The 25195-nt window shown below is 41.9% G+C and carries 23 protein-coding genes; 3 read left to right on the top strand and 20 right to left on the bottom strand.

Translation table 11 applies throughout. The annotated features are described in order from the left end of the window. Positions 1-92 precede the first annotated feature (92 nt). The 9 genes from ABEV15_RS09180 to ABEV15_RS09140 all read right to left on the bottom strand — a co-directional run bounded on the left by ABEV15_RS09180 (position 93) and on the right by ABEV15_RS09140 (position 9614). Positions 93-1643 carry a fatty acid--CoA ligase family protein gene (locus tag ABEV15_RS09180; protein ID WP_498853021.1) on the bottom strand — a complete coding sequence of 517 codons (1551 nt, stop codon included), beginning with the start codon at positions 1641-1643 and terminating at the stop codon, positions 93-95. Positions 1644-1869: 226 nt separating this feature from the next. Next, entirely contained in the window at positions 1870-2547 is a 678-nt protein-coding gene (locus ABEV15_RS09175; protein ID WP_498853020.1) for an ABC transporter ATP-binding protein, read from the bottom strand. Then, the gene (locus ABEV15_RS09170) at positions 2544-3632 is read right to left on the bottom strand and encodes an ABC transporter permease (protein WP_498853019.1); all 1089 of its coding nucleotides are present in this window, start codon (positions 3630-3632) and stop codon (positions 2544-2546) included. The genes ABEV15_RS09175 and ABEV15_RS09170 overlap by 4 nt, the downstream gene beginning before the upstream one ends. A gap of 78 nt (positions 3633-3710) precedes the next feature. Continuing rightward, positions 3711-5132 (bottom strand): sensor histidine kinase, encoded by a 1422-nt coding sequence (locus ABEV15_RS09165; RefSeq protein WP_498853018.1) that lies wholly within the window; start codon positions 5130-5132, stop codon positions 3711-3713. A gap of 15 nt (positions 5133-5147) precedes the next feature. Then, entirely contained in the window at positions 5148-5816 is a 669-nt protein-coding gene (locus ABEV15_RS09160; RefSeq protein WP_429636942.1) for a response regulator transcription factor, read from the bottom strand. Between the two features lie 10 nt (positions 5817-5826). Continuing rightward, positions 5827-6129 (bottom strand): hypothetical protein, encoded by a 303-nt coding sequence (locus ABEV15_RS09155; protein WP_498853017.1) that lies wholly within the window; start codon positions 6127-6129, stop codon positions 5827-5829. A gap of 63 nt (positions 6130-6192) precedes the next feature. Next, a complete protein-coding gene (locus ABEV15_RS09150; protein ID WP_498853016.1) occupies positions 6193-6855 on the bottom strand; it encodes a 3'-5' exonuclease in 663 nt (220 codons plus the stop codon). An 11-nt stretch (positions 6856-6866) separates the two neighbouring features. Next, a complete protein-coding gene (locus ABEV15_RS09145; RefSeq protein ID WP_498853015.1) occupies positions 6867-8699 on the bottom strand; it encodes a DUF294 nucleotidyltransferase-like domain-containing protein in 1833 nt (610 codons plus the stop codon). 180 nt (positions 8700-8879) lie between these two features. Continuing rightward, positions 8880-9614, bottom strand: coding sequence for an MBL fold metallo-hydrolase (locus ABEV15_RS09140; RefSeq protein WP_498853014.1), 735 nt, complete (start codon positions 9612-9614; stop codon positions 8880-8882). A gap of 153 nt (positions 9615-9767) precedes the next feature. On the opposite strand from ABEV15_RS09140, the gene yhfH reads away from it, so the two are divergent. After that, complete coding sequence (gene yhfH / locus ABEV15_RS09135; protein WP_064498958.1) at positions 9768-9899, top strand: protein YhfH; 132 nt, start codon at positions 9768-9770, stop codon at positions 9897-9899. A 30-nt stretch (positions 9900-9929) separates the two neighbouring features. Here yhfH and ABEV15_RS09130 read toward each other — a convergent pair whose 3' ends face one another. From ABEV15_RS09130 to hemE, 10 genes are all read right to left on the bottom strand, one after another. After that, a complete protein-coding gene (locus ABEV15_RS09130; RefSeq protein ID WP_498853013.1) occupies positions 9930-11639 on the bottom strand; it encodes a glycoside hydrolase family 13 protein in 1710 nt (569 codons plus the stop codon). 18 nt (positions 11640-11657) lie between these two features. Then, positions 11658-12485, bottom strand: coding sequence for a carbohydrate ABC transporter permease (locus ABEV15_RS09125; protein WP_498853012.1), 828 nt, complete (start codon positions 12483-12485; stop codon positions 11658-11660). Between the two features lie 11 nt (positions 12486-12496). After that, positions 12497-13792: an ABC transporter permease subunit gene (locus ABEV15_RS09120; RefSeq protein ID WP_498853011.1), complete on the bottom strand. Its 1296-nt coding sequence runs from the start codon at positions 13790-13792 to the stop codon at positions 12497-12499. 69 nt (positions 13793-13861) lie between these two features. Next, on the bottom strand, positions 13862-15169 hold the full coding sequence (locus ABEV15_RS09115) for an ABC transporter substrate-binding protein (protein WP_498853010.1): 1308 nt from the start codon (positions 15167-15169) through the stop codon (positions 13862-13864). 35 nt (positions 15170-15204) lie between these two features. Further along, positions 15205-16224, bottom strand: a complete 1020-nt coding sequence (locus ABEV15_RS09110) for a LacI family DNA-binding transcriptional regulator (RefSeq protein ID WP_498853009.1) — start codon at positions 16222-16224, stop codon at positions 15205-15207. A 136-nt stretch (positions 16225-16360) separates the two neighbouring features. After that, the gene (locus ABEV15_RS09105) at positions 16361-18649 is read right to left on the bottom strand and encodes a YhgE/Pip family protein (protein ID WP_498853033.1); all 2289 of its coding nucleotides are present in this window, start codon (positions 18647-18649) and stop codon (positions 16361-16363) included. Positions 18650-18743: 94 nt separating this feature from the next. Then, positions 18744-19313 carry a TetR/AcrR family transcriptional regulator gene (locus ABEV15_RS09100; protein WP_498853008.1) on the bottom strand — a complete coding sequence of 190 codons (570 nt, stop codon included), beginning with the start codon at positions 19311-19313 and terminating at the stop codon, positions 18744-18746. A gap of 97 nt (positions 19314-19410) precedes the next feature. Next, positions 19411-20829, bottom strand: a complete 1419-nt coding sequence (gene hemY, locus ABEV15_RS09095; protein WP_498853007.1) for a protoporphyrinogen oxidase — start codon at positions 20827-20829, stop codon at positions 19411-19413. Further along, positions 20826-21773, bottom strand: coding sequence for a ferrochelatase (gene hemH, locus ABEV15_RS09090; RefSeq protein WP_498853006.1), 948 nt, complete (start codon positions 21771-21773; stop codon positions 20826-20828). Before hemH ends, hemY begins: the two co-directional genes overlap by 4 nt. Before the next feature lie 7 nt (positions 21774-21780). Further along, positions 21781-22830, bottom strand: a complete 1050-nt coding sequence (hemE, locus tag ABEV15_RS09085; RefSeq protein WP_498853005.1) for a uroporphyrinogen decarboxylase — start codon at positions 22828-22830, stop codon at positions 21781-21783. A 190-nt stretch (positions 22831-23020) separates the two neighbouring features. Here hemE and ABEV15_RS09080 point away from each other — a divergent pair, with 190 nt between their 5' ends. After that, on the top strand, positions 23021-23527 hold the full coding sequence (locus ABEV15_RS09080) for an antibiotic biosynthesis monooxygenase family protein (RefSeq protein WP_498853004.1): 507 nt from the start codon (positions 23021-23023) through the stop codon (positions 23525-23527). A 13-nt stretch (positions 23528-23540) separates the two neighbouring features. Here the strand turns inward: ABEV15_RS09080 and ABEV15_RS09075 are convergent, their stop codons facing one another. Next, on the bottom strand, positions 23541-23909 hold the full coding sequence (locus ABEV15_RS09075) for a rhodanese-like domain-containing protein (RefSeq protein WP_077427788.1): 369 nt from the start codon (positions 23907-23909) through the stop codon (positions 23541-23543). A gap of 96 nt (positions 23910-24005) precedes the next feature. On the opposite strand from ABEV15_RS09075, the gene ABEV15_RS09070 reads away from it, so the two are divergent. Beyond that, positions 24006-25187 carry a M20 family metallopeptidase gene (locus ABEV15_RS09070; protein ID WP_498853003.1) on the top strand — a complete coding sequence of 394 codons (1182 nt, stop codon included), beginning with the start codon at positions 24006-24008 and terminating at the stop codon, positions 25185-25187. Positions 25188-25195: the final 8 nt, after the last annotated feature.

Genomic DNA, 25195 nt, shown 5'->3' with positions numbered 1-25195 from the left:
CCTTACTTTTTCGCTTTTATGCGTTAAATTATACAAGTATATTTTCTAAGTATCAAGTAAATTATAAAAAAAACAAATAAAAAAAACGGTGCTTACATCGCACCGCTTTGAGAAATGACTTGCTCTTTTAACGCGCGTCTTAAAATTTTTCCTGTCGTATTTTTTGGTAACTCGTCTAAAAATTCGATTGAACTTGGCACTTTATATTTTGCCAAATGTTCGCTACAATAAGCAATCAGCTGTTGTCCTGTCAATTGTTTATTTTTACTTACGACATAACATTTTACCGCTTCACCAAAATTCGGATCAGGGACGCCAATGACAGCCGCTTCAACAACATCTGGATGGCTGTACAATACTTCTTCTACTTCACGTGGATATACGTTATACCCACCGACGATAATCATATCTTTTTTCCGATCGACAATATAAAAATATCCTTCCTCATCCATTTTTGCTAAGTCGCCTGTATATAGCCAACCGTCGCGAATCGTATGCGCCGTTTCTTCCGGCATTTTATAATATCCTTTCATCACATTCGGACCGCGTACGATGAGTTCCCCCACTTCCCCAACAGGTACTTCTTCTCCTAATTCATTGACAATTTTATTTTCAACGTTCATAATGCTCGTTCCGATCGAGCCTGGTTTGCGCGGACGATCGAGCGGATTAAAACATGTAACTGGCGAAGCTTCTGAAAGTCCATACCCTTCAGAAACGATGACATGAAATTTTTTCTCGAAATTTTTCAATAATGCAACAGGCATTGACGCACCGCCTGAAATGCATAGACGCATATGTGCAAAGTCTTCCGCTTTTCCGTCTGGATACTGATATAAAAAGTTATACATCGTCGGTACGCCTGCAAACACCGTCGCTTTTTGTTCACGCGCTACTTTAAACACTTCCGCTGGGCTAAATTTCGGAAGAATCAGCACCGTTCCCCCGTTCATAAGCGGTGCATTAAGCGCAACTGTTAAACAAAACACATGAAACATCGGCAACGTCGCAATGACGCGGTCATCTTCGTTTATTTTTAGGTAATCAGCTACATCTTGAGCGTTGCTGTAAAGATTTTTATGCGTCAACATCGCTCCTTTCGGCTTTCCAGTCGTCCCTGATGTATATAAAATAACTGCTACATCGTCATCGTGAAGCTCTGGCCCGAAGAACGGAACTTCACCTGTCGCTAACACCGTTGTAAACGATTTCATTTTTTCGGGCAAAACGATTCCATGTTCTTTTCCTTGCGGCGTTTCGCAAATAATGATATGCCCGACGCTCGGTAAGCGTCCGTCAAGCTTCATAAGCGTCGGAATGACAAGATCAAGCGCAATGACAACTTTTACATCACCGTTTGTTAAAATGTAATGAATTTCATCGGGCGTATAAATCGGATTAATTGGAATGACTGTCGCCCCGGCGCGCATCGCCCCGTACAAACTGACGATAAAATACGGTGAATTGCCTAGCAAAAGTGCCACATGATCCCCTTTGTTTACTCCGAGCTTTGCTAGACCGCTCGCAAACTTCATAATCGCTCCGTTTAATTCACCGTACGTTGCAGACGTTTGCTCAAACATATACGCCTGCTTATTTGGCTTCTCCGTAGCAATTTGCTGTAACCGTGAAACTAAATTCATCTTCCCCACCCCTTTAGTGAATGAATGATCATTCACTTAAAAATTAAAAAAATTCTAAATATATTATATTTTAAAAAAGAACAACAAGCAAGCAAAAAACATAGGTGTCACATGTTTGGACGTGTGAAATATCGTTTAAGACGAATACGATAAGCAAATGTATGCCGTTCAAACGAAACGGCTAATAACAAAGGGCTCCCACGATATTGAGGAGCCTTTACGCGTTTCATTGCTCGATCAGTTTTCCATCCGAAAGATAAACGACTTTGTCGCAAGCGTCAAGTACACGCTCATCATGAGTAACCATCACAGCCGCCTTATTTCTTCGTTTCACTTCATCACGCAACATTTGGACGACAACACGCCCCCGCTCAGCATCAAGGCTCGCCGTCGGCTCGTCCGCTAAAATAATGGCCGGATCATTCATAAAGGCACGTGCAATCGCAACGCGTTGCCTTTCTCCACCCGATAACTGATTCGGATAATGATGCTTTCGATGCAGGAGATGAAGTTGAGCAAGTAGTCCATCCGCGCGTTGCTCTGCCTTTTTACGATTTCCTTTCGCTAACTGTTGAACAAGCAACAGCTGATCGCGAACAGTTAAATACGGTACAAGGTTTGCTGCCTGAAAAATAAAACCGATTTTTTGCAAGCGAATAGCGCTCATTTCTTTTTTCGATAGCTGTTGAATTTCCGTTCCGTCGATGATGACTCGACCGCTTGTCGGTGAAAGAAGCGCTCCTGCAATAGACAAAAACGTACTTTTTCCAGATCCAGATGGGCCAACAACAGCAACGAACTCTCCTTCTTTCACCGAAAAAGAAACTTGATGTAACACCGTCACTTTCTGTTCTGCATCTTCATACGTTTTCGTCACACGATCAAGCACTAACAACTCATTCATGCAGCAACCCTCCCGATCGCATCGATAGCATCTACTTTTGCTACTTGATATAACGATAAAAACGTCCCAAGCATCGATAAAACGATAAATAGTGTACCATAAATCCATATGAAAAGAATCGGAAGTTCAAACGGTATACTTTCTGGTAATAAGAGAGACATACCATACGTGCATATGACGCCAACGACAACACTTGCGCTCGTTAAAAGAAACACTTGTGAAAAAATCGTTTTCGCTAAATAGCTAAACGGCGCGCCAATCGCCTTCAATATACCGAACTGATTTATTTTTTGAATAGTTATAACATAGAAAAAAACAGACGATAAAATGGCGGCGATGATAAAAAGAAAAACGATCATTAGTTGCAAAGAGCTTTGCTCCTCTTTGTAACCCGGAATTCCTTTCAAAGCCTCATCTTTCGTTATTACTTTTACGTTAGATAACTCATCTTCAATTTTCTTTACTTTTTCTGTATTTGTTAAAGCAATAACCGTGAAAAAATGTTTTTCTTTTTGTATGTTTCTCCAGCCATCAAGTGGAACGTGTATGACCGGCGTATGACTAAATGTTTGCTTTTCACTAAATCCTTTAATCGTAAACGTAATTCCCGATCTCTCGTCTTTTATGCGATCACCGATATGAAAACCAGCCTGCTTAAACGATTGGTCTACAACTACTTCATCTGCTTTTAAATGCCGAAACGCTTTTCCTTCCACCACTTTCGGATCCAAATAAGAAGCTTGTTCAATCCCGAAAAATGTAGCGTCTGTTTTATTTTTTCCATTATCCGACGTCACTGCGGTCATATAAATACCGACAGGAACAGCTTTCGATTTTTCTACATATTTTTCGACCTTCTCCACGGTGCTTTCTGACAATATAGAGCGACTAAGTTTGCCATCGGCGTCTTTTTCAATGACAAAATATTGAGCATTCATTTGTTGGATAGAGGAAGCGTTATCGACGGCTAATCCTTGAGCTAGTCCTGAGACAAACAAGACGAGCCAAACAATAAGCGCCATAATAAACCCGATTAAGCTATAGCGCAGCTTAGCGTATTTCATTTCTTGCACGGCTAAAAACATTCGATTCACCTCTCCTACACGATATTCGTTACGTCGTTAAGTATAAAAAGGAAAGATGAACAGAAGATGAACGAGCGATTACATTTTTCGTAATCGAACAACAAATGTCGTCCCTTCGCCTAGCTTACTTTTCACCTCAATTTGTCCGTCATGAAGGTCAATAATTTTTTTAACAATCGATAAACCGAGACCGCTCCCTTCCTTTTTACGTGTCCGCGCCTTATCCACCTTATAAAAACGGTTGAAAATATACGGTATATCTTCTTCGGCAATTCCGATACCTGTATCTTCAATTTCAACGATGCCGTACTCGTCTGTCTCTTTTATTCGAACGGAAATCGTCCCACCTGTTTCTGTGAACTTGATACTATTTATGAATAAATTTAACCACACTTGTTGTAGTAAGTTTTTATCCCCTTTCACGAGAACAGGGAGTAATTCTAAATCGAGCGCTAACTCTTTGTCGCGCCATTGCCATTCTGTTGACATGATGACTTGTTTCCATTGAACAGCGAGATCAATTCGTTCTTTTTTTATTTTATCTCCTTCTCTATCAAGAAAAGCGAGCGTAAGCAACTGTTTACTTAACAGCGACAGCCGCTTACTTTCCTCTTCAATAATCGATAAATAATACGTTTTTTGTTCTTCAGAAAGCTTCTCATTTTGTAATGCTTTTGCAAATCCTTGAATGGAAGTTAGCGGCGACTGAATCTCATGTGAAACGTGAGAAACAAACTGCTGCCGCATATTTTCAATATTTGATAACTCACTTGCCATTTGTGAAAAATGTTTCGCCAATTGACCAATTTCATCGTCTCTCTTTACTTGTAGCTGAATATGGTAATGCCCTTTCGCAATCATTTTCGTTGCTTTCGTTAACTGTTCAAGCGGCTTCACTAAATAGCGTGTGTTTAGTAAAACAAAAACGACGCTCAATACAATCACGAACAGAAGCAAAAGAGCAAAAAAAATGCGCATCTCCCAAAATTGCCATTCGACATTCGGACGAATAAATAACGCTATTTTCTCGCCAGCAATCGTGATCGGCACACCAATCGTATTGCGCAACTCATTATCAAAAAATCCTGTCACGAACAATCCGATCGGGAAATGTGCAATTCCATGATATACATTCCCTCTCAAAACGCTTTCTACATCGTCTTCATTTATTTCTGTACTTCGAAAGCTCCCGCCATAGCATGTTCGCTCTTTTTTATCATTCACTAAACAAATTTGATATCCTAAGTTTCCAATATGTGAAAAGTAATCATCTCGGCTGATTTCCGGATGTTGCTGAACGAACTGAGCGATGTGTAACGCAACTTCAGCAACCTTTTTGTCATTTTCTCTTTTCAACTGCAATTGATAATAAACGTTTGCAGCAATAAATGAAAATATACCGCTGATCATCATTACAAGCAACGTCGTTACAACAACGCGAACATAAAGTGTCTTCATCGTCTTTTCGGCGACTTCTTTCTTTAACGTCGCGCCTTCCACCTTTCTTTGCTCGTTTTATTTTATATGTAATCGATACCCGACACCCCGAACAGTTTGAATGACAAAATCATCGCTGTCGGCAAACCGCTCGCGAATTCTTTTAATATGAACATCAATCGTCCGCTCATCACCTTGAAAGTCCATTCCCCAAATGAGTTGGATAAGTTCTTCACGCGAAAATGTTCGGCCTGGATAACTTGCGAGTTGAGCAAACAGTTCAAATTCTTTCAACGGCAACATATACACTTTTCCATCGGAATATATTTCATAACTTTTGCGATTGATCGTCGTTCCTTTCACTTGAATGATGTGTTCACTTACCATTTGGTATCGACGCAACAATGCTTTTATCCGAAACAACAGCTCCTTTGGCTCAAATGGCTTCGTCACGTAATCATCCGTCCCAGCCATATATCCTTTTTCTTTGTCCACAAGCTGATCTTTAGCTGTTAATAAAATAACAGGCAGATCGTAATGTTTGCGTATTTCTTCACACAACTGATAACCATCTTTATTTGGCATCATAATATCAATAATCGCTAAGTGAATCGTTTGATGATGAAGCACTGTCAAAGCTTCCTCTCCATCCGCCGCTTCATATACGACGTATCCTTCTCTCGACAAATACAGCTTTAACAATTCGCGGACGTGACGATCATCATCAGCGACTAGTACGTGAATCATCCTTCTCCTCCTATTCCTCCATTAAAATCGCGCGTTGTACAGGTGGACAATATGTTGCCGCAACATTTGTTTCGTACAAATGATATTTTTTTCCGTCTACTACTAATGTGTTTACATCAATAATTTCACACTGTTTTCCTTCGTTCTTTACATGTTGTGCAACTGCGTGCATCAAACTGTTTTTATCAAAATATCTTTCATCTAACTCAATCACGATTTTATGATTAAGATTGCGATTGCTTTTAAACACATGATTAAATATGCTAATCCTCTCCTTGTTCCTAAAAATACAAAGGTATGTTGTATTTCTCATAGACATCTACCTCTCTATCATTTATATTTTACCATAAAATAAAAAAAGGGCGTCATGCCCTGATTAAAACGACAACGACCGCATTTGGCTATCTGTGGCGCGCAACAGTTCTCCCCACGTTCGATAACCGCGCAGGCGAAATTGTTCTAATAGCTCCACAAATAAATACGCAGTCGTAAGCGCATCGCCGATCGCCGAATGACGTTCATACATACGTGTGCCAAACGCTTGGGCATATCGCTCTAAATCGCGCATATCATATGATGGCGCAATAAAGCCAATTAAATCGAGCGTATCAATAAACGTCGGCTTGTGAAATTTTATTTTTTCGCGGCGCAATTCATGTTTGATGACCAATAAATCGAATGGAATGTAATGGCCGACAAAACAGGCGCTTTGTTTTTGTTCAACAAACTGGAAAAATTGTTGCAACACCTCGATTGCGATGGGGGCATGTCGCACTTTTTCTTCCGTAATGCCTGTTAACTCTACAATGACAGGCGGAATGTCGCGGTTTGGATTCACATACGTATGAAACGTCTCATTTTCAAGCACCGTCGTTCCTTTCACTTGCACCACACCAATTTCAATTAATCGATCGGTCGTTGCGACATCAAATCCCGTCGTTTCTGTATCAAATACGGTAAAAATAATATCATCGATCGGTGTCGATAACGGGATGTTGTCGTTCAACTTGCAGTCAATCGCCTTTCGTAAAAAAAACATCATCATCCCCCTTAAAAATAAGAAAATAATTGCGTTTGTAGCTGTTTTAACGTTTTTAAGCTTAAAATAAGCTCATCTTTTTCACGCGTCGTCATCGTCGTAAACGATAAAACAGATGACGCTTGTTTATTCGCTTTATAATGGTTCCATTTATGGCGAATGTAAATGGCTAGCACGTTTTCTGCCGCTTTTTGCACATCCTTTGCAAACGATGGGGACAACACGTGTTTCTCCTTTAGCTTCTCAATTCGCTCAAACGGTGTACCGGATACAATTCCGTGAATGAGTGATAAAATTTGCACGCTATGATGGTACGGAAATAGCACTTCTTTTTTCATATCAATCGTTTTCCGCTCAAGTCCAAAAATCGAACGAATCGGGCGGTCAAGCGTCGGAATTTCATTTTGCTTTTCCATCTCCACAAGCCGAAAAAAGAAAATTTTCGCTCGGTTTAACTGCTCGCGAATTTGTTGTTCAAACGTGCGATGCAAATCTGTATTCCCATATACAAACCGATATGAAAAAAAGTTTTGCGCCAATAACAAATTGTCATTTGTCGCATGAATCATCCACTCTCGCAGCCTGTCTCTCCACACTTCAAGAGAACCGCGCCACGCTTCTTCACTCGCCATCATTTTTCCTTTGCATCGCTCATATCCAGCCTTCTCCATAAAGCGCACAATCGCCTCACCAAGCTGAGCAAAATACGAAGCATATTCGTCGCTTTCATAGACGAGAAAATGGTCCTGATCGGTCAATAAAAATTGCTCTCTCCGTCCACCTGAACCCATTAAATAAAAAGCAAAGCGACACGGCGGCTCCCCTACTTCGTTTAGCGCTAACGCCATACAACGCCATACGAGCCGATCGTATAATTTCGTAATCATATTTAAACATTGTGCAATTGGTACTTGATCGCGTAGCATCGTCGCTAATAACTCGTAAATGGCAGTTTTCATTTTTGGTAACGTCTGTTCATCTGCATGATCAATTTGTTGAATGGTACGCATGATGCTTTCGTTTTTCTTTCGCATTAAATCAGAAAACGTCACGATACCTTGCCCTTTTCCGTCATCTACAACAGGCAAATGTTTCACCCCACGTTCAATCATTAGCGCAAGCGCATCGTAATAATACGCAAATCGCGAAATCGTCGCGACGTCTTTTGTCATCACTCGTCCAACAACCGTATCGTACGGAAGCGATTGCCCTAGCACACGCTCGACAAGATCCGTTTCCGTTAAAATTCCACATAACGTTTGTTCGTCTGTCACGACGATCGAACTAATATGAGTCGCCGCCATTTTTTTCGCCGCCTCTTGTACGGTTGCCGTCAATGGAAGGGTCACAACGTCGCGAATCATAACATCTTGCACAGGAACAACAAACGATGTAGCGTCCCCGAATTTACGCGCTTGCTTAATTTGCTCAGCAAGCGACACATATACATCTTTTAAACGAACACACACCTGCGCAAGTAAATAGTCATGTACGTTCGGATCATCCCATAACCGTGTTAACACGGAAAACGGCATGACAAGCACTTCACATCGTTCGGCAGCGCGCACAGCGACAAGCTCTTCTTTTCCTCCTTTTGATGCACCTAAAAAATCAGCTAAGCTTGAAAAACCGATCAATCCCCCTTTTTGCACAACTTCAAGCACTTCATCATATCCTTCATGCTCGACGTACACTTCCGCTACCCCGTCAAGCAACAAGACAAGACCTTTACGTCGCTCATTTTTTCCTAAAATCATCTCATCTTTTTCAAACGTTTTTTGTTCGCACTCAGCAAGAAGTTTTTTCATCTCTTGTTTTGAAACACCGCTAAATAACGGATGCATTCATTCCCCCTCCCTTATAAAAACAGCATCTGTTTGCACAGACGCTGTTTTATCTCAGACGGTTAATTTCCGATTATTTTGTAAGCGTTATCACTTACATTTTCCCTCCTTTCCGATTCATCGTCAAGTTTATATTAAAAATTTTCTGAATTTTAATTATAAAAACAAGGTAGCTGATCGCTACCCTTCCCATGTCCATCTCGTTTTTGCTATATGCACGTCGCCATGAAAAATCGTTTTTGCTTCGTCCGCAAGTTGTTCAACGTTACCGAAATGAGGTAAGTGCGTTAGTAGCAATGTTTTAACGCCAGCGTCTCGCGCGATCGTTGCCGCTTCCTCGCTCGTCATATGCCCTGCTTGTTTCGCTTGTTGCCCGGCATAAAAGTTGCATTCGCAAATCAGTACGTCCGCATGTTTTGCAAAAGGAACAAACTCAGGCAAATAACTAGAATCTGCTGTGTATACGACCGTCTTTTCTCCTGCACAAATGCGCATCGCATAACAAACAGCTGGATGTTCTGTCGGCATAAACGTAATCGTAAATGGACCGATATGAAGCTCATCGTTCGGATCGTACGCCACCGCTTTCGTCACTCCTTTATGAGCAAGGCGTGCGAATCCATCCCGATCAAACGAATGTCCATAAATAGGAAGCTCAGGCAAATGTGCGCCTAAATTTTTCTTAATGAGTCGCGCGTATTGAAGCGGTCCGATATCTGCGACATGGTCGTGATGATAATGCGATATGATAACCGCATCAATTTGCTCAATGTCGATGACGTTTTGAAGTTGCGCTAACGCTCCGCTTCCACAGTCCACTAATAAACGAAAACCGTCGTGTTCAAATAAGTAACATGACGTCGCCTCATTCTTTTTTGGAAACGCTCCCCAATAACCGATAACCGTCACTTTCATATGTATTCACCTTCCTCGCAAAAATGTGTACAACTACACAATACCAAATTTCTGAACAAATTTCACATGCACAAATGTTATAAAACAACTATTGACAAATATATATCTGTTATAATACAATAAAGTCAACAAAAGCGAAGGGGATGGAGAGTTATGTTAGAAAAAATGTCTGAATTTTATAAAAAGTTGCCACCGAAAACATGTTGCGAGTGCGGCGAAGAAATGGAAGAACAACATGAATGTTACGGAAATGTTTGTGCGCAATGTTTAAACGTTTCTTGTTAAAGTAAAAAGGCAGCCAATGTGGCTGCTTTTTTACTTTAATTTATAAACGCGTGCTTCATACGGTTTTAGCACAATCGTGTCAAGCGATTCATTTTCATCGACCGCATAGTTGCTAATGAGCAGTTGTTTTTCCGTAAATGTGATGTGTGACGGCAATGTAAATGTTGGCTGCTCGCTACTAAAATTCGTGATAACGAGCAGTTGTTCATCGTTGAACTTGCGTACGTACGCATAAATTTGTTCATCATCTTCAAGAAGTAACTCGTATGAACCGTATACGATAATCGGATGTTCTTTTCGAAGGCGAATGAGTTTTTTATAATAATGGAACACCGAGTTTTCATCTTTCAACGCTTGTTCAACGTTAATGTCGCGATAATTCGGATTTACATTAATCCACGGAGTGCCCGTCGTAAAGCCTGCGTGTTCTGTCGCATCCCATTGCATTGGCGTACGTGCATTGTCGCGACCGCGATAATGAATCGCCTTTAATATTTTGTCTGGATCATACCCTTTGTTTACTACAACATCGTTCCATAAATTAATCGTTTCCACGTCGCGATAATATTCAATCGATGGAAAGGCAACGTTCGTCATACCGATTTCTTGTCCTTGATAAATGTATGGCGTTCCTTGCATCATATGTAGCCATGTCGCTAACATTTTTGCACTTTCTACCCGATACGTTTTGTCGTCACCAAAACGCGAAACAGAACGCGGTTGATCGTGATTTTCTAAATAGAGTGAGTTCCACCCTTTTCCGTGAAGTTCCACTTGCCACTTGCTCATAATTTTTTTCAAGTCGGTCAATTTCCACGGTTGAATGTCCCATTTCCCAAGCGGACTTCCTGGCTTCGAATCAACATCCATATGCTCAAATTGAAACAACATATTCATAACGCCATCTTGCTCGTTCGTAAATCGAATCGCATCGTCTGTCGTGACCATTGGTGTTTCGCCGACTGTCATAATGTCATATTTGCTTAATACTTTTTCTTTCATTTCACGCAAATAGTCCATTAATTTCGGACCGTTCACAAAATATTGACCGCCCCATTGATAACGATCGTTTGGATTTGTCACCGGCGCATCTGGCAAACCTTCTACTTTTGATAATAAGTTGATAACATCCATCCGGAATCCGTCAATGCCACGGTCTAACCACCATGTCATCATGTTAAAAATCTCTTCGCGCACCTTTTCATTTTCCCAGTTTAAATCTGGTTGTTTTTTTGAAAATAAGTGTAAATAATATTCTCCTGTTGCTTCGTCGTATTGCCAAGCGGAACCGCTGAAAAACGATTGCCAATTGTTCGGCTCTTTTCCGTCTTTTCCTGGGCGCCAAATGTAATAGTCGCGATACGGATTGTCTTTTGACTTGCGCGATTCAATAAACCAATGATGTTCGTCAGACGTATGGTTGACGACTAAATCCATCACTAATTTCATGCCGCGTGCATGCATTTCGTGAAGCAGTTCGTCCCAGTCAGCGAGCGTACCAAACTCGTCCATAATGTCTTGATAGTCGCTAATGTCATAGCCGTTATCGTCGTTTGGCGACTTATATACAGGCGATAACCAAACGACATCGACGCCAAGCTCTTGTAAATAATCTAATTTTTCGATGATGCCGCGCAAATCGCCAATTCCGTCCCCATTTGAATCTTTAAAACTGCGCGGATAAATTTGATACACGACTGCTTCTTTCCACCATTGTTTCGTTTTTGGAATCGATTCCATCTTCTTCTCCCCTCTCCATTATTCTTTTACTGAACCGGACGTTAAGCCCGATACGATGTGGCGTTGGAATAATAATACCATAATGACGAGCGGAATCGTCACAATGACCGTTGCTGCTGAAATTTCGCCCCATGGAATCGTATATTGCCCTTGGAACATCGCGATCCCAACCGGTACCGTTTTATAATTTTCTGCTGTGTTAATCGTTAGCGCGAATAAAAATTCGTTCCATGCCGCGATGAAAACGAGAATGGATGTCGTAAAAATACCTGGTACAGCTAATGGTAAAATGACTTTAAAATACGTCTGCAACGGTGTTGCCCCGTCCATTTTCGCTGCTTCTTCTAAATCGAACGGAATTTTACGGAAAAACGTCACTAATAGCCAAATCGAAAGCGGCAACGCAAACGTCGTATACGGAATAATTAACCCTAAATAACTATTTGTTAACTCAAACTTTTTCACAAACATGTAAATCGGTGAAATAGTCGCAATTTGCGGAAACATCGACACCGATAACACGATGCCAAGAATGACCGATTTTCCTTTGAAATCTAAACGAGCAATTGCATATGCGGCAAACGCGGCAACAAACACAGTGTACACCGTTGTAATTGTCGCGATCACCGTACTGTTCCATAAATATTTTAAAAACGGATAATTGACAAAAACGGAAACGTAACTTTTTAACGTCGGATGGCTCGTAAACCAATTGAACGCTTCTTCTCCAAACAGTTCGCTCAATGGCTTAATCGAACTTAACAAAATCCACAAAAATGGAAACATGACTAAAAAAACGAAAATAAATAAAAACACGTAAAACAATGGACCGGCTTTCTTTTGCATCGTTGCACCTCCTATTTTCGGTCAGAAATGAGGTCAGCACCTAAAAATTTAATGTAAATTGTCGAAATGATCGCTACGCAAATGAAAACGATCACCGCTAACGCTGAACCACCACCGAAGTTTGTTTGCGAGAACATGACTTTATACGCTAAGATCGAGATCGTTTCTGTCGAGTTCGCTGGTCCTCCGCCTGTTAAAACGAAAATTAAGTCAAACACACGAAACGCATCAAGCGTACGGAACAAAAGCGCAACGAGAATACTTGATTTTAAAAGCGGTAACGTAATTTTGACAAACTGTTGCCATTTTGTCGCTCCGTCAATCGATGCCGCCTCGTATAGTGAGCTTGGGATCGTTTGCAAACCAGCAAGCAGTAATAATGCCATGTATGGGGTCGTTTTCCAAACGTCAGCGAAAATGACAGCAAACATTGCTCCTGTTCCTGTCGTGAGTAGCTCACTCATATCATTAATAATTCCGATATCCGCGAAGTATTTTGCAACAATTCCGTTTTGTCCATCATATAAAAATTTCCACATTAACGCGGATACGGCTGTCGGAATCGCCCACGGAATTAAAATCGTTGCTCGGACAAGTCCGCGTCCAAAAAACGCTTTATTAATCAACAGCGCGATCGCTAAACCGAGCACTAATTCAATGGATACAGAAATAACCGTAAATACAGTTGTATTCCAAAGCGCTTTCCATAAGCGAGCATCCGTAAAATAGTTTTTATAATGAGCCAAACCAACAAAGTTCGGTTCAATAACCGCCCCGCTTAATCCGTTCGCAAGCCCTGTTAATTTGTCCCCTTGTTTTAATTGTCCGTTTTCATTTAACGTTTTTAACGTTTGTTTAGCATCTTGCATCGTTTCTATTAAATCTTTTGCCGCTTGTTCATCAATCGAAACAATTTTTATTTCTTCACTCGGTACTTCAAAATTATTTAAAATTTCATCTACTTGTTCATACCGTTTCGCCACGTCTTCATCGGCACGAATTTCTTCATCGACTTGTTGTAGTCGCTCTTGTAATGACGTGAGCTTCTCCTTTTCCTCACCTGTTGCTTGTGAAATTTCTTGTTTTAATGTGTTCATTAAAAACGGATAACTTTCTAAATATCGTTCTAAGTTTAAGCTGTAATCAAGATGGAGAGAAGATTTCGCTGGATTGTTGAGACGATAGTCAAATAAACTGAAATAAAATGACTGAATGACTGGCCAAATGGCGACAGCTAAAATAAGCAAAAGCGACGGAGCAACAAGAATATACGCTAAACGGCGCTCCGATTTTTTTTCGTTTTTCACTCGTTGTTCCCCCTTTATGCAAAGGATTTAGCCTTCAGCGCTCATATGAGGCTGAAGGCTAACGTGCAACTACTGCATCACTGCTTTAATTTCTTTTTCCATGTTCGCAACTGCTTCTTCAACTGTAATTTGTCCTGCAATCGCTTTTGATACGTTAATTTGAATAATTTCAGACACTTCTGGATAGTTCGGTACAACTGGACGTGGTACTGCTGCATTTAATCCGTCAACAAATCCTTGTTCTGCAAAGAATGGGTTCGCTTTTAACACTTCTTCGTCTTTAAATAGTTCTGGAAGCGTTGGTGCTAAACCGCCGTAAATCGCAGAAATTTTTTGACCTTCTGGACCAGTCATAAATTTCACAAATTCCCAAGCTGCTTCTTTATTTTTCGAATATGCGTTAATTGCTGTCATCCATCCACCTAATGCAGCAGCTGACCCTTTATCACCCGCTGGTAGTGGCGCAACGCCGACTTTGTCAACGATTTTTGATTGTTCTGGATCGTTTGCTAACGCGTATTGGTATGGCCAGTTGCGAATAAATGGCGATTGACCTTCAATAAACGCTGTATGAGATTCTGGTTCTGTAAATGTCGTAATGTTGCTTGGCACAACGTCAGACGTTGCAATTTCAACCATTTTCTTTAATCCTTTAATTGTTTCAGGGCTGTTGACGACTACATTGTTGTTTTCATCAACAATTTTTCCACCGTATGCCGCAATAAATTCAATCGCATTACATACTAACCCTTCATATTGTTTCGCTTGCATTAAATATCCGAATTGTGTACCGCCTTTTCCTTTAAACTCACGTGCAGCGGCTAACAACTCATCCCATGTTTTTGGCACTTTATCTTCTGGTACGATATCTTTACGATAAAATAATAATCCTGTGTCAATAAATTTTGGCATCGCCCATTGTTTTCCATCGAAATTCCCAGCGGCAAGCGCACCTTGGTTGTATGCACTTAAATCAATGCCATCTTTTTCGATGAAACGATCAAGCGGAAGAACGTATCCAGCTTGTGCAAACTCTGCTGGCCAAACAACGTCCAAATCCATGACGTCAATTTCAGACGATTTAGCGTTTAACATGGTGACGTATGCATCATGCTGAGCCCCTGTGTCTGAAGGCATTTCGCGGAACTCTACGTCAATGTTCGGATATTTTGCTTCAAACGCTTTGACAATTTCTTCAGTTGCTTTTGTCGCATCTTTACCACGAGCATAAACGATTTTTACAACTTCTTCCGATTTTTTTGTATCATCGTTTTTATCCGTTGTTTCTTTCGTCCCTGTGTCTTGACCGCTAGAGCATGCTGTCAATCCGAGCGTAAGCGCTAACAATGCAGAAGAAAATTTTGTTGCCTTCTTCATGAAAAATCCCCCTTATATTTAAATTGGAATGTATGTCAAGCTTCACGTTGATGAAGCTTGCTACCAATCGTTGATGCGCGCACAATAAGCTGAAGTGGAAACTCGTAAATTTCCTTTGTTTCATATTTTTTTGTTTGAATTTTTTCAACGATCACATCCACTGCTTTTTGCGCCATTTGTTTCACCGGTTGATGCACCGTCGTAATTGTCGGATTCGTTAACTCTGTAATAGCTTGATTATCGAAACCGACGACTGCTAAGTCTTCAGGGATACGATAGCCGCATTTCACCGCTTCCGATATAATGCCAGCGGCCACTTCATCGCTTCCAGTAAATACAGCCGTCGGTCGTTCTGAAAGCGCCATCATTTTTCGAAACACACGCTTTCCATCCGCAATGTGAAACGCATCGCGAAAAGCATACTGCTCATGAAATGAAACTTTATACTCCGCCAGCGCCTTTTTAAAACCGATTTCACGCGACTTTGCCACATTGCTTCGATAACCGCCGGAACAGTATGCGATTTTCGTATGGCCTTGTTCGAGCAAATGTTTTGTCGCTATGTATCCCCCGTATACTTGATCGAGCCGAACGGTTGGAACGTTTGCACGATCATCAAACTCATTGCAAAGGACAATCGGCCCGTATTGCAAAAAAGGTTTTAGCTTTTTCCATTCATTGTGAATAGAAGCTAAAATAACCCCGTCAACTTGTTTTGTTTTTAATAAATTCATGTAGTTTAATTCTTTTTCTGGCGAATAGCGCGTCTGACAAATAATAAGCTGATAACCATGTTCTGCTGCTGCCATTTCTGTCGCTTCCACAAGCTCGCTGAAAAAAGGATTTGTAATGCGCGGAATAAATAACGCTAAAATGCTCGTTTTTTGATTCCGCAAACTTCTAGCCGATGAATTCGGTACATACCCTAGCCTTTCCATCGCTTCAAGCACGAGCTTTCGTTTCTCTTCTGACACGTACGGGTGATTGTTAATGACGCGCGAAACCGTCGTCCGTGAAAGCCCTGTTAGCTTGGCGACATCTTCAATCGTCGCCATCCTCCCATTCCCCCCTCATTCCAATCGAAAAGAAACGAATGAAATCGTTCTCATACTCGTATTATACGCACATCACCTTGTATATGCAAATTAATTTTTTAAAAATTTTTTCATCAAAAAAAGCTTCTGAAGCGTATTACGCTTCAGAAGCTTGTTCCACAATTGTTGTGAATTGGCGACGATGTTGAATCGTAAAATACGTCATCGTTCCTGCCATCATAACGACGATAAACATAAGCAATTTGCCGACGTTTTCCCACATAAACGAGAAATCACCGCTTGAAATGACAGCTTTTAATCCGAAAACAGAATATGTCATTGGAAGCCATGCGTTAAAATGTTGCAACGAACGTGGAATTAACTCAAGCGGGAACGTTCCGGCACTCGTTGTCAATTGTAAAATTAAGACGACAATCCCGATAAATCGTCCCGGATCACCAAAAACGGTCACGAGAAATTGAATGACAGATAAAAAGGCAATGCTTGTAACAATGCTAAACAAAAGAAATAACGGAACGCTTTTCACCTGTAAATCAAGCCCGAAAAGCAATACGCTGTCCGCAAGAAGCGCTTGTAACACACCCACACCAATGAGTACACCAAACTTCGCAAAAAACCATTGAAATGGTGAGCGTGGCACTCCAGCCGGTTCGCGAAGTGGAAAGACGATCGAAAGTAAAAGCGCACCGACAAACAATCCTAACGACAAGAAATATGGTGTAAACCCTGTTCCGTAGTTTGGCACTTCATTGATTTTTTTATCTTTTACTTTCACCGGTTCGGCAAACATGTTATATACGTCTTCGTTTGCTTTAACGTTGCTTGCTTTTTCAGCACCTTCTTTCAATTTATCTGCTAGTTCTCCTGAACCGTCTGCAAGCTGATTCATTCCAGCTTGTAATGCTTCGGTTCCGTTTGTTAGTTCATTCATTCCGTTCGCTAATTGTTGTGCACCATCCGCTAACCGATGCGTACCATCTTGCAGTTGGTCGCCTCCATTCGCAAGAGCTTGCAAACCAGAAGCAAGTGTTTGACCACCACTTGCGAGCTTCTCTGTCCCTTGTTTCGCTTCTTGCATTTTTTCATGTAACGTATGCATGCCCGAAACAAGCTGCTCTTGTCCGTTCACTAATGCATTTGCGCCATCGGCGAGTTGCTGTTGTCCAGCAAGCAGTTGGTTTACACCGCCATCGAGGGCGATATGCCCTTCGTGCAACTGCTTCGCCCCTGCGCTTAACGATGCCGCTCCCTCTTGTAACGCTTTTGCTCCATCGTTTAACTGCGCAACTCCACCCTGTACTCGCTTGCTTCCAAGTGATAGTTGCACAACGTTTTGTTTTAATTGCTCATACACCGCTTTTTGGGCCGGATCTGACGTTTGCGCAATAAGCGTATTAAGCTGTGCAGCGAGTTGCTCTAACCCGCTTGTCACTTGCGTAGCGCCCGTTTGAACTTGCGTAGCTCCTTGTTGCCACTCAGCAAGCGATGTAACTAGCTTTTCTGTTCCGCCGCTCAATTGTTCTGAGCCTTGTAAAAGTTGTGGCATGCGAGCATCGAGAGCTTTCATTCCTTCAAGTACACGATTTGTACCTAAAGCCAGTTTTACTGTTCCTTCTTTTGCTTGCTGTGCTCCTGCAAGCAATTGTCCTTGCCCATCTACCATGCGCTTCATTCCATCATGAAGCGTTTGAACACCGGTTTGAACTTGCATTGAACCGTCAGCTGCTTGGTGCAAACCGTCCGTAAATGTAATTGATTTTTCAGCAAGCGTCGCTAAATGGCGATACAATTCATTGGAGCCATCTTGCGCTTTGTTCATCCCATCATATAGCCTGTTCGTTCCGTCTTTTGCATCTATCAATCCGTCATGCAATTTGTTTGCCCCATCGCTTGCTTTTGTTAGTCCGTCCGCCAACGTTTTTACGTTTTCAAACATGTTTTCGGCGTACGTTTCGGTTAATGTTTTTGCTACCTCTGTTTTAATTTTTTCTACTGCTGTTCCACCAATTTGAGCAGATAAAAAGTTAAACCCTTCATTTGGTTTGTAAATAAGTTGAAGCTTTTTCGGGTGATCATCTTGTAACGTCGTTGCGTTTTTAGAAAAATCTTCAGGAATTTCAATCAGCATATAATACCGTTGCTCTTTTAATCCTTTTTCCCCTTCACTTTGGCTTACAAAATGCCAATCAAACTGTTTTTTTTCTTTTAGCTTGTCAACGAGATCATCACCAATATGGAGCTCTTCTCCTTCAAATGTCGCACCTTTGTCATTATTGACAACAGCGACAGGCAAATCGTCTAAATGATCATACGGATCCCAAAACGCCCATAAAAACATACCGCTATATAAAAGAGGAATAAATAAAACAGCGATAATCGGAATGAGCACTTTCCGATTGGACGTGACTGCTTTTATTTCTTGCATCAATAATCGGAATGTATGCACATACTCAACCCCCTTTTTAAAATATTGACCAATTTGTTCATTTAGTCATTTCATGCAAAAAAGAGAAGGATCATCATGGAGATAATCCTTTCAATAAATACAAATCAAACAGTTCAGCAATTTTTTGTTGTGGCAACGGTTCGTGTTCTTTTTCCCAATCGACGTTTAAAGCAATATACATTTTAAACATTAAAAATGCCATTAATTCCGCATCGCACGAACGAATTTCACCTTTTGCCATCGCTTCTTCAATTTTTTCACGAACGTAAGTGATCATTTCGCGATCAAGCCGCTGCATCACATCACGTACCGCTGGCGTGCCGATATCGCGCACTTCTTGTAACAGCTTAATCGTTAATTCATGTTCTTTGCGAAACGTAAAAATGCGTTGCAAAGCACGTTGCACATTTTCATTAAACGATAAGCGATGATCAATCGCGGCATCTGCCTCACGCTTAATTTCGGAAATGATAGAAGAAACGATGTCTTCTAGCAGCTCTTCTTTGCTTTTGAAAAACGTATAAATCGTTCCTTTTCCGACATTCGCCATTTTCGCCACTTGATCGATCGTTGTTGCCTTATAACCGAATAACGAAAATGACTTTGCTGCCGCTTCAATAATTTGCTTCCTTTTATCTAACATAAGCGTTCATCCCTTGTTGTGACTAAATGAACATTTTGGTCATTTCGTTTTATATCATAACATAAATTACATGCGCTTGCAAGAAAAAGGTGCCCGATCATGAAGACACCTTTTTCTTCATATAAGACAAATAGTGTAACACTTTTTTTACCGCCTCTTCCCCTTGATCAATACAATCTGGGAGACCAAGCCCCTCGTACGAACTTCCCGCCAAAAAGACGCCAGGGAGATGTTGTTGCATATCTTGTTTCATGCGCTCGATCCGTTCACGATGACCGACGATATATTGCGGCATCGATTGTTTCCAGCGTGTCACGATCGAAAACATCGGATTCATCGTAATATTCATCACTTTATTCAAATCGTCCATCACGACTTGGACAATATCCTCGTCTGTTTGATCGACAATCGCTTCATCACCTGGACGTCCGACATAACAACGCAACAAGACGTAACCTTCTGGTGTTGTATGCGGCCATTTTTTATGCGTCCATGTACACGCGGTAATCGTATAGTCGCTATCACGTGAGACGACAAAGCCTGTTCCGTTCATATCTTTCGCCACCGCTTCTTTCGGAAACGCTAACGCGACCGTCGCAACGGACGTAGACGGCATCGTTTTAAAAGAGGAAAACAATGTTTCATTCGGGAAAAGCAATGTTAATGATTGATGCGGAACAGCAATAACGACGCTATCCGCTTCTTTTTTCTCTCCGTTGCTTAACGTTAACACATATCGTTCCTCAACCTTCTCAATCCGCTCAACACGGACTCCTTTATGCACCGTTCCTTTTTCTAACTTTTGCTCAATCGCATCAACGAGCGATGACAATCCTGTTTTTAACGTTTGAAAAATGCCTTTATCGCTTTTTTGTTTCGTTTTTTGCTTCGGCATCGACCGCTTCATTCCTAACACGAGACTCCCGTGTTTTTGCTCTAAATGAAAATATTGAGGGAATGTCGCCATTAAGCTTAACTGATCAATGTCTCCCGCATAAATCCCCGATAATAAAGGCTCAATTAACCGATCGACGACTTCGTTGCCGAGGCGGCGACGGAAAAATTGTCCGAGCGACACGTCTCCTTCCGCTTTTAACGGCGGCAAAATAAAATCAGCCGCTGCGCGCAATTTGCCAAACGGAGAAAACAGACGCGTCACAACAAACGGTGCAAGTTTTGTCGGGATGCCCATCACCGCACCACCCGGAATCGGATGTAGCGTTCGATTGACGAGAATGTACGATTGGCCTGCCGTATTATGCACAAGTTCCTTTTCAAGCCCAACTTCGTGAATGAGACGCGAGGCGCTCATTTTACGCGCTAAAAAGGAGTCCGGACCTCGTTCAATGACAAACCCATCGCGATAAACCGTTTGTACTTTCCCCCCAAGTCGATGGCTCGCCTCAATTAATTCACAGGAAATCGGCAGCTTATTTTCGCGTGCTTCTTTTTGTAAATAGTAAGCAGCTGTCAATCCCGTCATACCACCGCCAATAATGACGACTTTCTTTTTCATAATGACCCGCCTTCTTTACGTAAATGGTTTAACACAACGGTTGCAAGGGCGTCAATAAACTGTGGATGAGCGTTTGGCATCGGTGGACGATAGTAACTGACGCCAAGTTCATCTGTCACTTGCTTACATTCAATGTCGTTATCATACAACACTTCTAAATGATCCGCGACAAATCCAGCTGGAACATATACAAACGCTTCGTATCGCTTTTCTTCATAGAGTTGCCGCGTTAAATCTTGCACATCAGGGCCTAGCCACGGCTCTGGTGTGTTTCCTGCGCTTTGCCAGCCGATCACATAGTCTGAAACACCTGCTTCTTTTGCAATGAAATCCGCTGTTTCTTGCAGTTGTTTTGGATATGGATCGCCCATCGCAATAATTTTTTCAGGCAAACTGTGCGCTGAAACGATCAGCACCGCTTTTTCCCGTTCTCGTTCAGTCATCGAAGCATACGTTTCTTTTACTCGCTCTGCCCAATATTGAATAAATTTCGGTTCAGTATACCAACTTTCAACGCATGTCAATTTCGGTCCGCCTAAGCGAGCTGCTTCTTCTTTTGCCCGTCCGTTGTATGATTTCACACTAAATGTCGAAAAATGCGGCGCTAATACGATCGAAACCGCTTCTTCTATTCCGTCTTCATGCATTTGACGAACCGCATCTTCAACAAACGGTTCAATATGTTTCAACCCTAAATACATGCGAAATTCGATGTCATCCTGCACTTCGTTGAGCCGTTCCGCAAGTTTTTCCGCCTGTTCTTTTGTAATGGCCGCAAGCGGAGAAATGCCGCCAATCGCTTCATACCGCTCGCGAAGATCGGCCAGCATCTCTTCTGATGGTTTGCGACCGTGTCGAATGTGCGTGTAATATCGCTCTAAATCTTCCTCTTTATACGGCGTGCCATACGCCATGACAAGCAATCCCATTACTTTTTTTGACATCGTTTATTCATCCTTTTCTTTTTGCTGAATAATCGTGGATAAATGCTGTAAGTCGTTTTAACGTCTCCGGCTTAATTTGTGGGAAAATGCCGTGCCCTAAATTAAATACATACCCGCCTTCATGCGCCATGCCTTCATCTAAAATTTGTTTGACGCGCGCTTCAATGACTTCCCATGGCGCAAGCAATACGGCTGGATCTAAATTGCCTTGTAGCGCTTTTGTAAGTCCCATTTCTCGCGCTTCATGAATCGATAAGCGCCAATCTAAGCCGACAACGTCAAGCGGTAAGTCATGCCATTCTTTCGCTAAATGGCTTGCTCCGACACCGAACATAATAAGCGGAACGTTTTCGTCACGAAGCGCTGTAAAAATACGCTCCATCGTTGGTTTAATAAATTGTCGATAGTCTGCAACGTTCACCGCTCCAACCCATGAATCGAAAATTTGAACCGCACTTGCGCCGGCGCGAATTTGCGCTTTCACGTAGCGAATCGTCATATCTGCTAGCTTATCCATAAGCGCAAACCATGCTTTCGGCTCCGCATACATAAACGCTTTCGTTTTATTATAGTTTTTCGACGGTCCACCTTCAATCATGTAGCTTGCTAGAGTAAACGGTGCACCAGCAAAACCTATGAGCGGAACGGTCAGTTGCTCTTTCGTCAATAGACGAATCGTTTCAAGCACATACGGCACATCGCTCTCTGGATCAATTTCTCCAAGACGCTCCACATCCGCAAGCGAACGAATCGGATTGTCAATGACCGGTCCGATGCCTGCTCTAATATCGACATCGACGCCGATCGCTGGGAGCGGTGACATAATATCTTTATAAAGAATGGCCGCATCGACGTTATATTGTTCGACAGGCAAACGCGTTACATATGCGCATAACTCCGGCTGATGTGTAATTTCAAAAAGTGAATATTTTTCTTTTAACGCACGATACTCTGGCTGCGAACGCCCTGCTTGTCTCATATACCAAACCGGGACGTATTCCGTTGCCTCCCCGCGACAAGCACGTAAAAATGTATCGTTTTTAATCATCATGTCCATCCTTTCCCGTTATGTAATCGCTTATATTATCTTATATTGTAGTGTAACGAAACGGCTGATTTGTTTCCACTAACACAACTATACCGATTTTTTCACCGTCTGGGTAGTAATAATACGCAATGTTCATGAAATCGCCAAGAAGAAAAGAAAGTGGTAAAATATGAGTAGTGAATGGAAGGAGAGGATACCTGTGTACGTATTTATGACAAATGGCACAATCGACTATTTGCAACGATTGCGTAGCCAATATGTAAATGAACATATGTTGCTTGTATACAATGAAGACAATGGCTTGCTTATTCATGAAACGGAAGGAACAAGCGTCTTTCACGAGCCGCGTCCATACGAAGTACTTGATGCAGTTGGTCCATTAGGTGGATCATTTGTTGTTTGCAATAATATTCCTGTTACTGATGAAGGGAGACCGTTATTTGAACATCGTTTTCAACAACGGGCGCGCTTAATCGAAAAAGAACCTGGATTTGTCGCCATTCGCGTGTTACGTCCGTTAAAGAGCGATACATATGTCATTATGACGATGTGGGAAAATGAAAGTGCCTTTCGTCGTTGGCAACAGTCAAAAGCTTACGAAAAAGCGCATGAAAAACGTGGCACAGAAAAAGGAATCAATCAACAACGGTCCATTTTTCCGCGTCCATCCTATGTGACAACATATGCAGTTGTAAAAGAAGGCTGACACATCGTCAGCCTTATCCATTCCAAGCGTTCATGCCGCCGCGCACGTTCACGACGCGCTTAAATCCATTTTTCGCTAATATTTTTGTCGCTTGATTGCTACGCATACCACTTTGACAAATCACAATCGTCTCTTTCTCGCGATCGAGCTCATGTAGTTGATCAGCCAACTGATGAAGCGGGATATTTTTAAATTGACGAATGTTGCGCGCACGATATTCCGCAGGTGTGCGTACATCAATAAATTGGCGGTCTTTCGTTTGTTTTAATTTTTCTTTTAACTCATCTGGTGTAATATGCTCCACACCTTTTGTCGGCAACATTTTTGCCGCAACAAAATAAATAAGCAAAATGATGAGAACGACATTAATCCATGTACCCATATATGTTCCTCCTAAATACGTATATGGGTATATTAACCCGTTTTCGATCATTTGTCAACGATGGTATAATGGAAAAAAACAGAAGGAGCGGTTCACGTGAAAACATTACTATTTGCTAAACTTGATGAATATTACAACGAGATGGTCGCCATTCGTCGTCATTTACATCAACACCCTGAACTGTCGTTTCAAGAGTATAAAACAGCAGCGTATATTGCGAATTACTACAAACAGCTTGGCATTCCTGTGCGAACAAATGTCGGAGGAAATGGGGTTGTCGCGACAATTCAAGGTCAAACAGGCGGAAAAAAGATCGCGCTTCGAGCGGATTTTGATGCCCTTCCGATTCAAGACGAAAAAGATGTGCCTTATAAATCGACCGTTCCAGGTGTCATGCATGCGTGCGGCCATGACGGGCATACCGCCACGTTGCTCGTCCTTGCCAAAGCGCTTTATGAATTACGCGAACATTGGCGTGGCACGATCGTTTGCATTCATCAACATGCAGAAGAATACGCGCCAGGCGGGGCAAAAGCGATGATCGAAGACGGTTGTTTAGAAGGAGTGGATGCGATTTTCGGCACACATTTATGGGCAACAGAGCCGACAGGCATCATTCAATATCGTTCGGGACCGATCATGGCAGCGGCAGACCGCTTTCAAATCATTATTCAAGGTTCAGGCGGTCACGGAGCAGAGCCACACAAAACAAAAGATGCGATCGTTACCGCATCACAGCTAGTATTACACTTACAACAAATCATCAGTCGGCGCGTCAATCCACTCGAACCTGCTGTTGTTTCCATCGGCTCATTCGTTTCCGACAACGCGTTTAACGTTATCGCTGATCGAGCCACATTAGTTGGGACAGTGCGCACATTTTCCGAGCAAGTAAGAAACGACATTGAACGAGAAATTGAACAAATTATTAAAGGTACATGCATCGCCAACGGTTGTACGTATGAATACACATATATGCGCGGCTATCCACCTGTTGTGAATCATGAAGACGAAACGAAATTTCTCGTCTCGATCGCTCGTGAAATCGAAGAAGTAACCGATGTAGTCGAAATCCATCCGCATATGGGTGGGGAAGATTTCGCCTACTATTTGCAACATGTAAAAGGAACGTTTTTCTTTACAGGAGCAAAAGCAAAAACGACATCCGTTGCCTTTCCGCACCATCATCCGAAATTTGATTTTGATGAACGCGCGATGCTTATTGCGGCGAAAACGCTTGGTCTTGCAGCAATTAAATATATGGAAAAAATCGAGTAGGAGGAGGT

The sequence above is a fragment of the Bhargavaea massiliensis genome, assembly GCF_050480245.1.
GTDB lineage: Bacteria > Bacillota > Bacilli > Bacillales > Anoxybacillaceae > Anoxybacillus.
Note: the sequence above shows the minus strand (reverse complement) of the source record. Positions and strands in the feature narration are given on the sequence as shown.

Bases quoted from the DNA above. Each gene is read 5' to 3' on its own strand.
- ABEV15_RS09180 (WP_498853021.1), bottom strand. From the start codon at position 1,643: ATGAATTTAGTTTCACGGTTACAGCAAATTGCTACGGAGAAGCCAAAT.
- ABEV15_RS09175 (WP_498853020.1), bottom strand. From the start codon at position 2,547: ATGAATGAGTTGTTAGTGCTTGATCGTGTGACGAAAACGTATGAAGAT.
- ABEV15_RS09170 (WP_498853019.1), bottom strand. From the start codon at position 3,632: ATGTTTTTAGCCGTGCAAGAAATGAAATACGCTAAGCTGCGCTATAGC.
- ABEV15_RS09160 (WP_429636942.1), bottom strand. From the start codon at position 5,816: ATGATTCACGTACTAGTCGCTGATGATGATCGTCACGTCCGCGAATTG.
- ABEV15_RS09155 (WP_498853017.1), bottom strand. From the start codon at position 6,129: ATGAGAAATACAACATACCTTTGTATTTTTAGGAACAAGGAGAGGATT.
- ABEV15_RS09150 (WP_498853016.1), bottom strand. From the start codon at position 6,855: ATGTTTTTTTTACGAAAGGCGATTGACTGCAAGTTGAACGACAACATC.
- ABEV15_RS09145 (WP_498853015.1), bottom strand. From the start codon at position 8,699: ATGCATCCGTTATTTAGCGGTGTTTCAAAACAAGAGATGAAAAAACTT.
- ABEV15_RS09140 (WP_498853014.1), bottom strand. From the start codon at position 9,614: ATGAAAGTGACGGTTATCGGTTATTGGGGAGCGTTTCCAAAAAAGAAT.
- yhfH (WP_064498958.1), top strand. From the start codon at position 9,768: ATGTTAGAAAAAATGTCTGAATTTTATAAAAAGTTGCCACCGAAAACA.
- ABEV15_RS09130 (WP_498853013.1), bottom strand. From the start codon at position 11,639: ATGGAATCGATTCCAAAAACGAAACAATGGTGGAAAGAAGCAGTCGTG.
- ABEV15_RS09125 (WP_498853012.1), bottom strand. From the start codon at position 12,485: ATGCAAAAGAAAGCCGGTCCATTGTTTTACGTGTTTTTATTTATTTTC.
- ABEV15_RS09115 (WP_498853010.1), bottom strand. From the start codon at position 15,169: ATGAAGAAGGCAACAAAATTTTCTTCTGCATTGTTAGCGCTTACGCTC.
- ABEV15_RS09110 (WP_498853009.1), bottom strand. From the start codon at position 16,224: ATGGCGACGATTGAAGATGTCGCCAAGCTAACAGGGCTTTCACGGACG.
- ABEV15_RS09105 (WP_498853033.1), bottom strand. From the start codon at position 18,649: ATGCAAGAAATAAAAGCAGTCACGTCCAATCGGAAAGTGCTCATTCCG.
- ABEV15_RS09100 (WP_498853008.1), bottom strand. From the start codon at position 19,313: ATGTTAGATAAAAGGAAGCAAATTATTGAAGCGGCAGCAAAGTCATTT.
- hemY (WP_498853007.1), bottom strand. From the start codon at position 20,829: ATGAAAAAGAAAGTCGTCATTATTGGCGGTGGTATGACGGGATTGACA.
- hemH (WP_498853006.1), bottom strand. From the start codon at position 21,773: ATGTCAAAAAAAGTAATGGGATTGCTTGTCATGGCGTATGGCACGCCG.
- hemE (WP_498853005.1), bottom strand. From the start codon at position 22,830: ATGGACATGATGATTAAAAACGATACATTTTTACGTGCTTGTCGCGGG.
- ABEV15_RS09075 (WP_077427788.1), bottom strand. From the start codon at position 23,909: ATGGGTACATGGATTAATGTCGTTCTCATCATTTTGCTTATTTATTTT.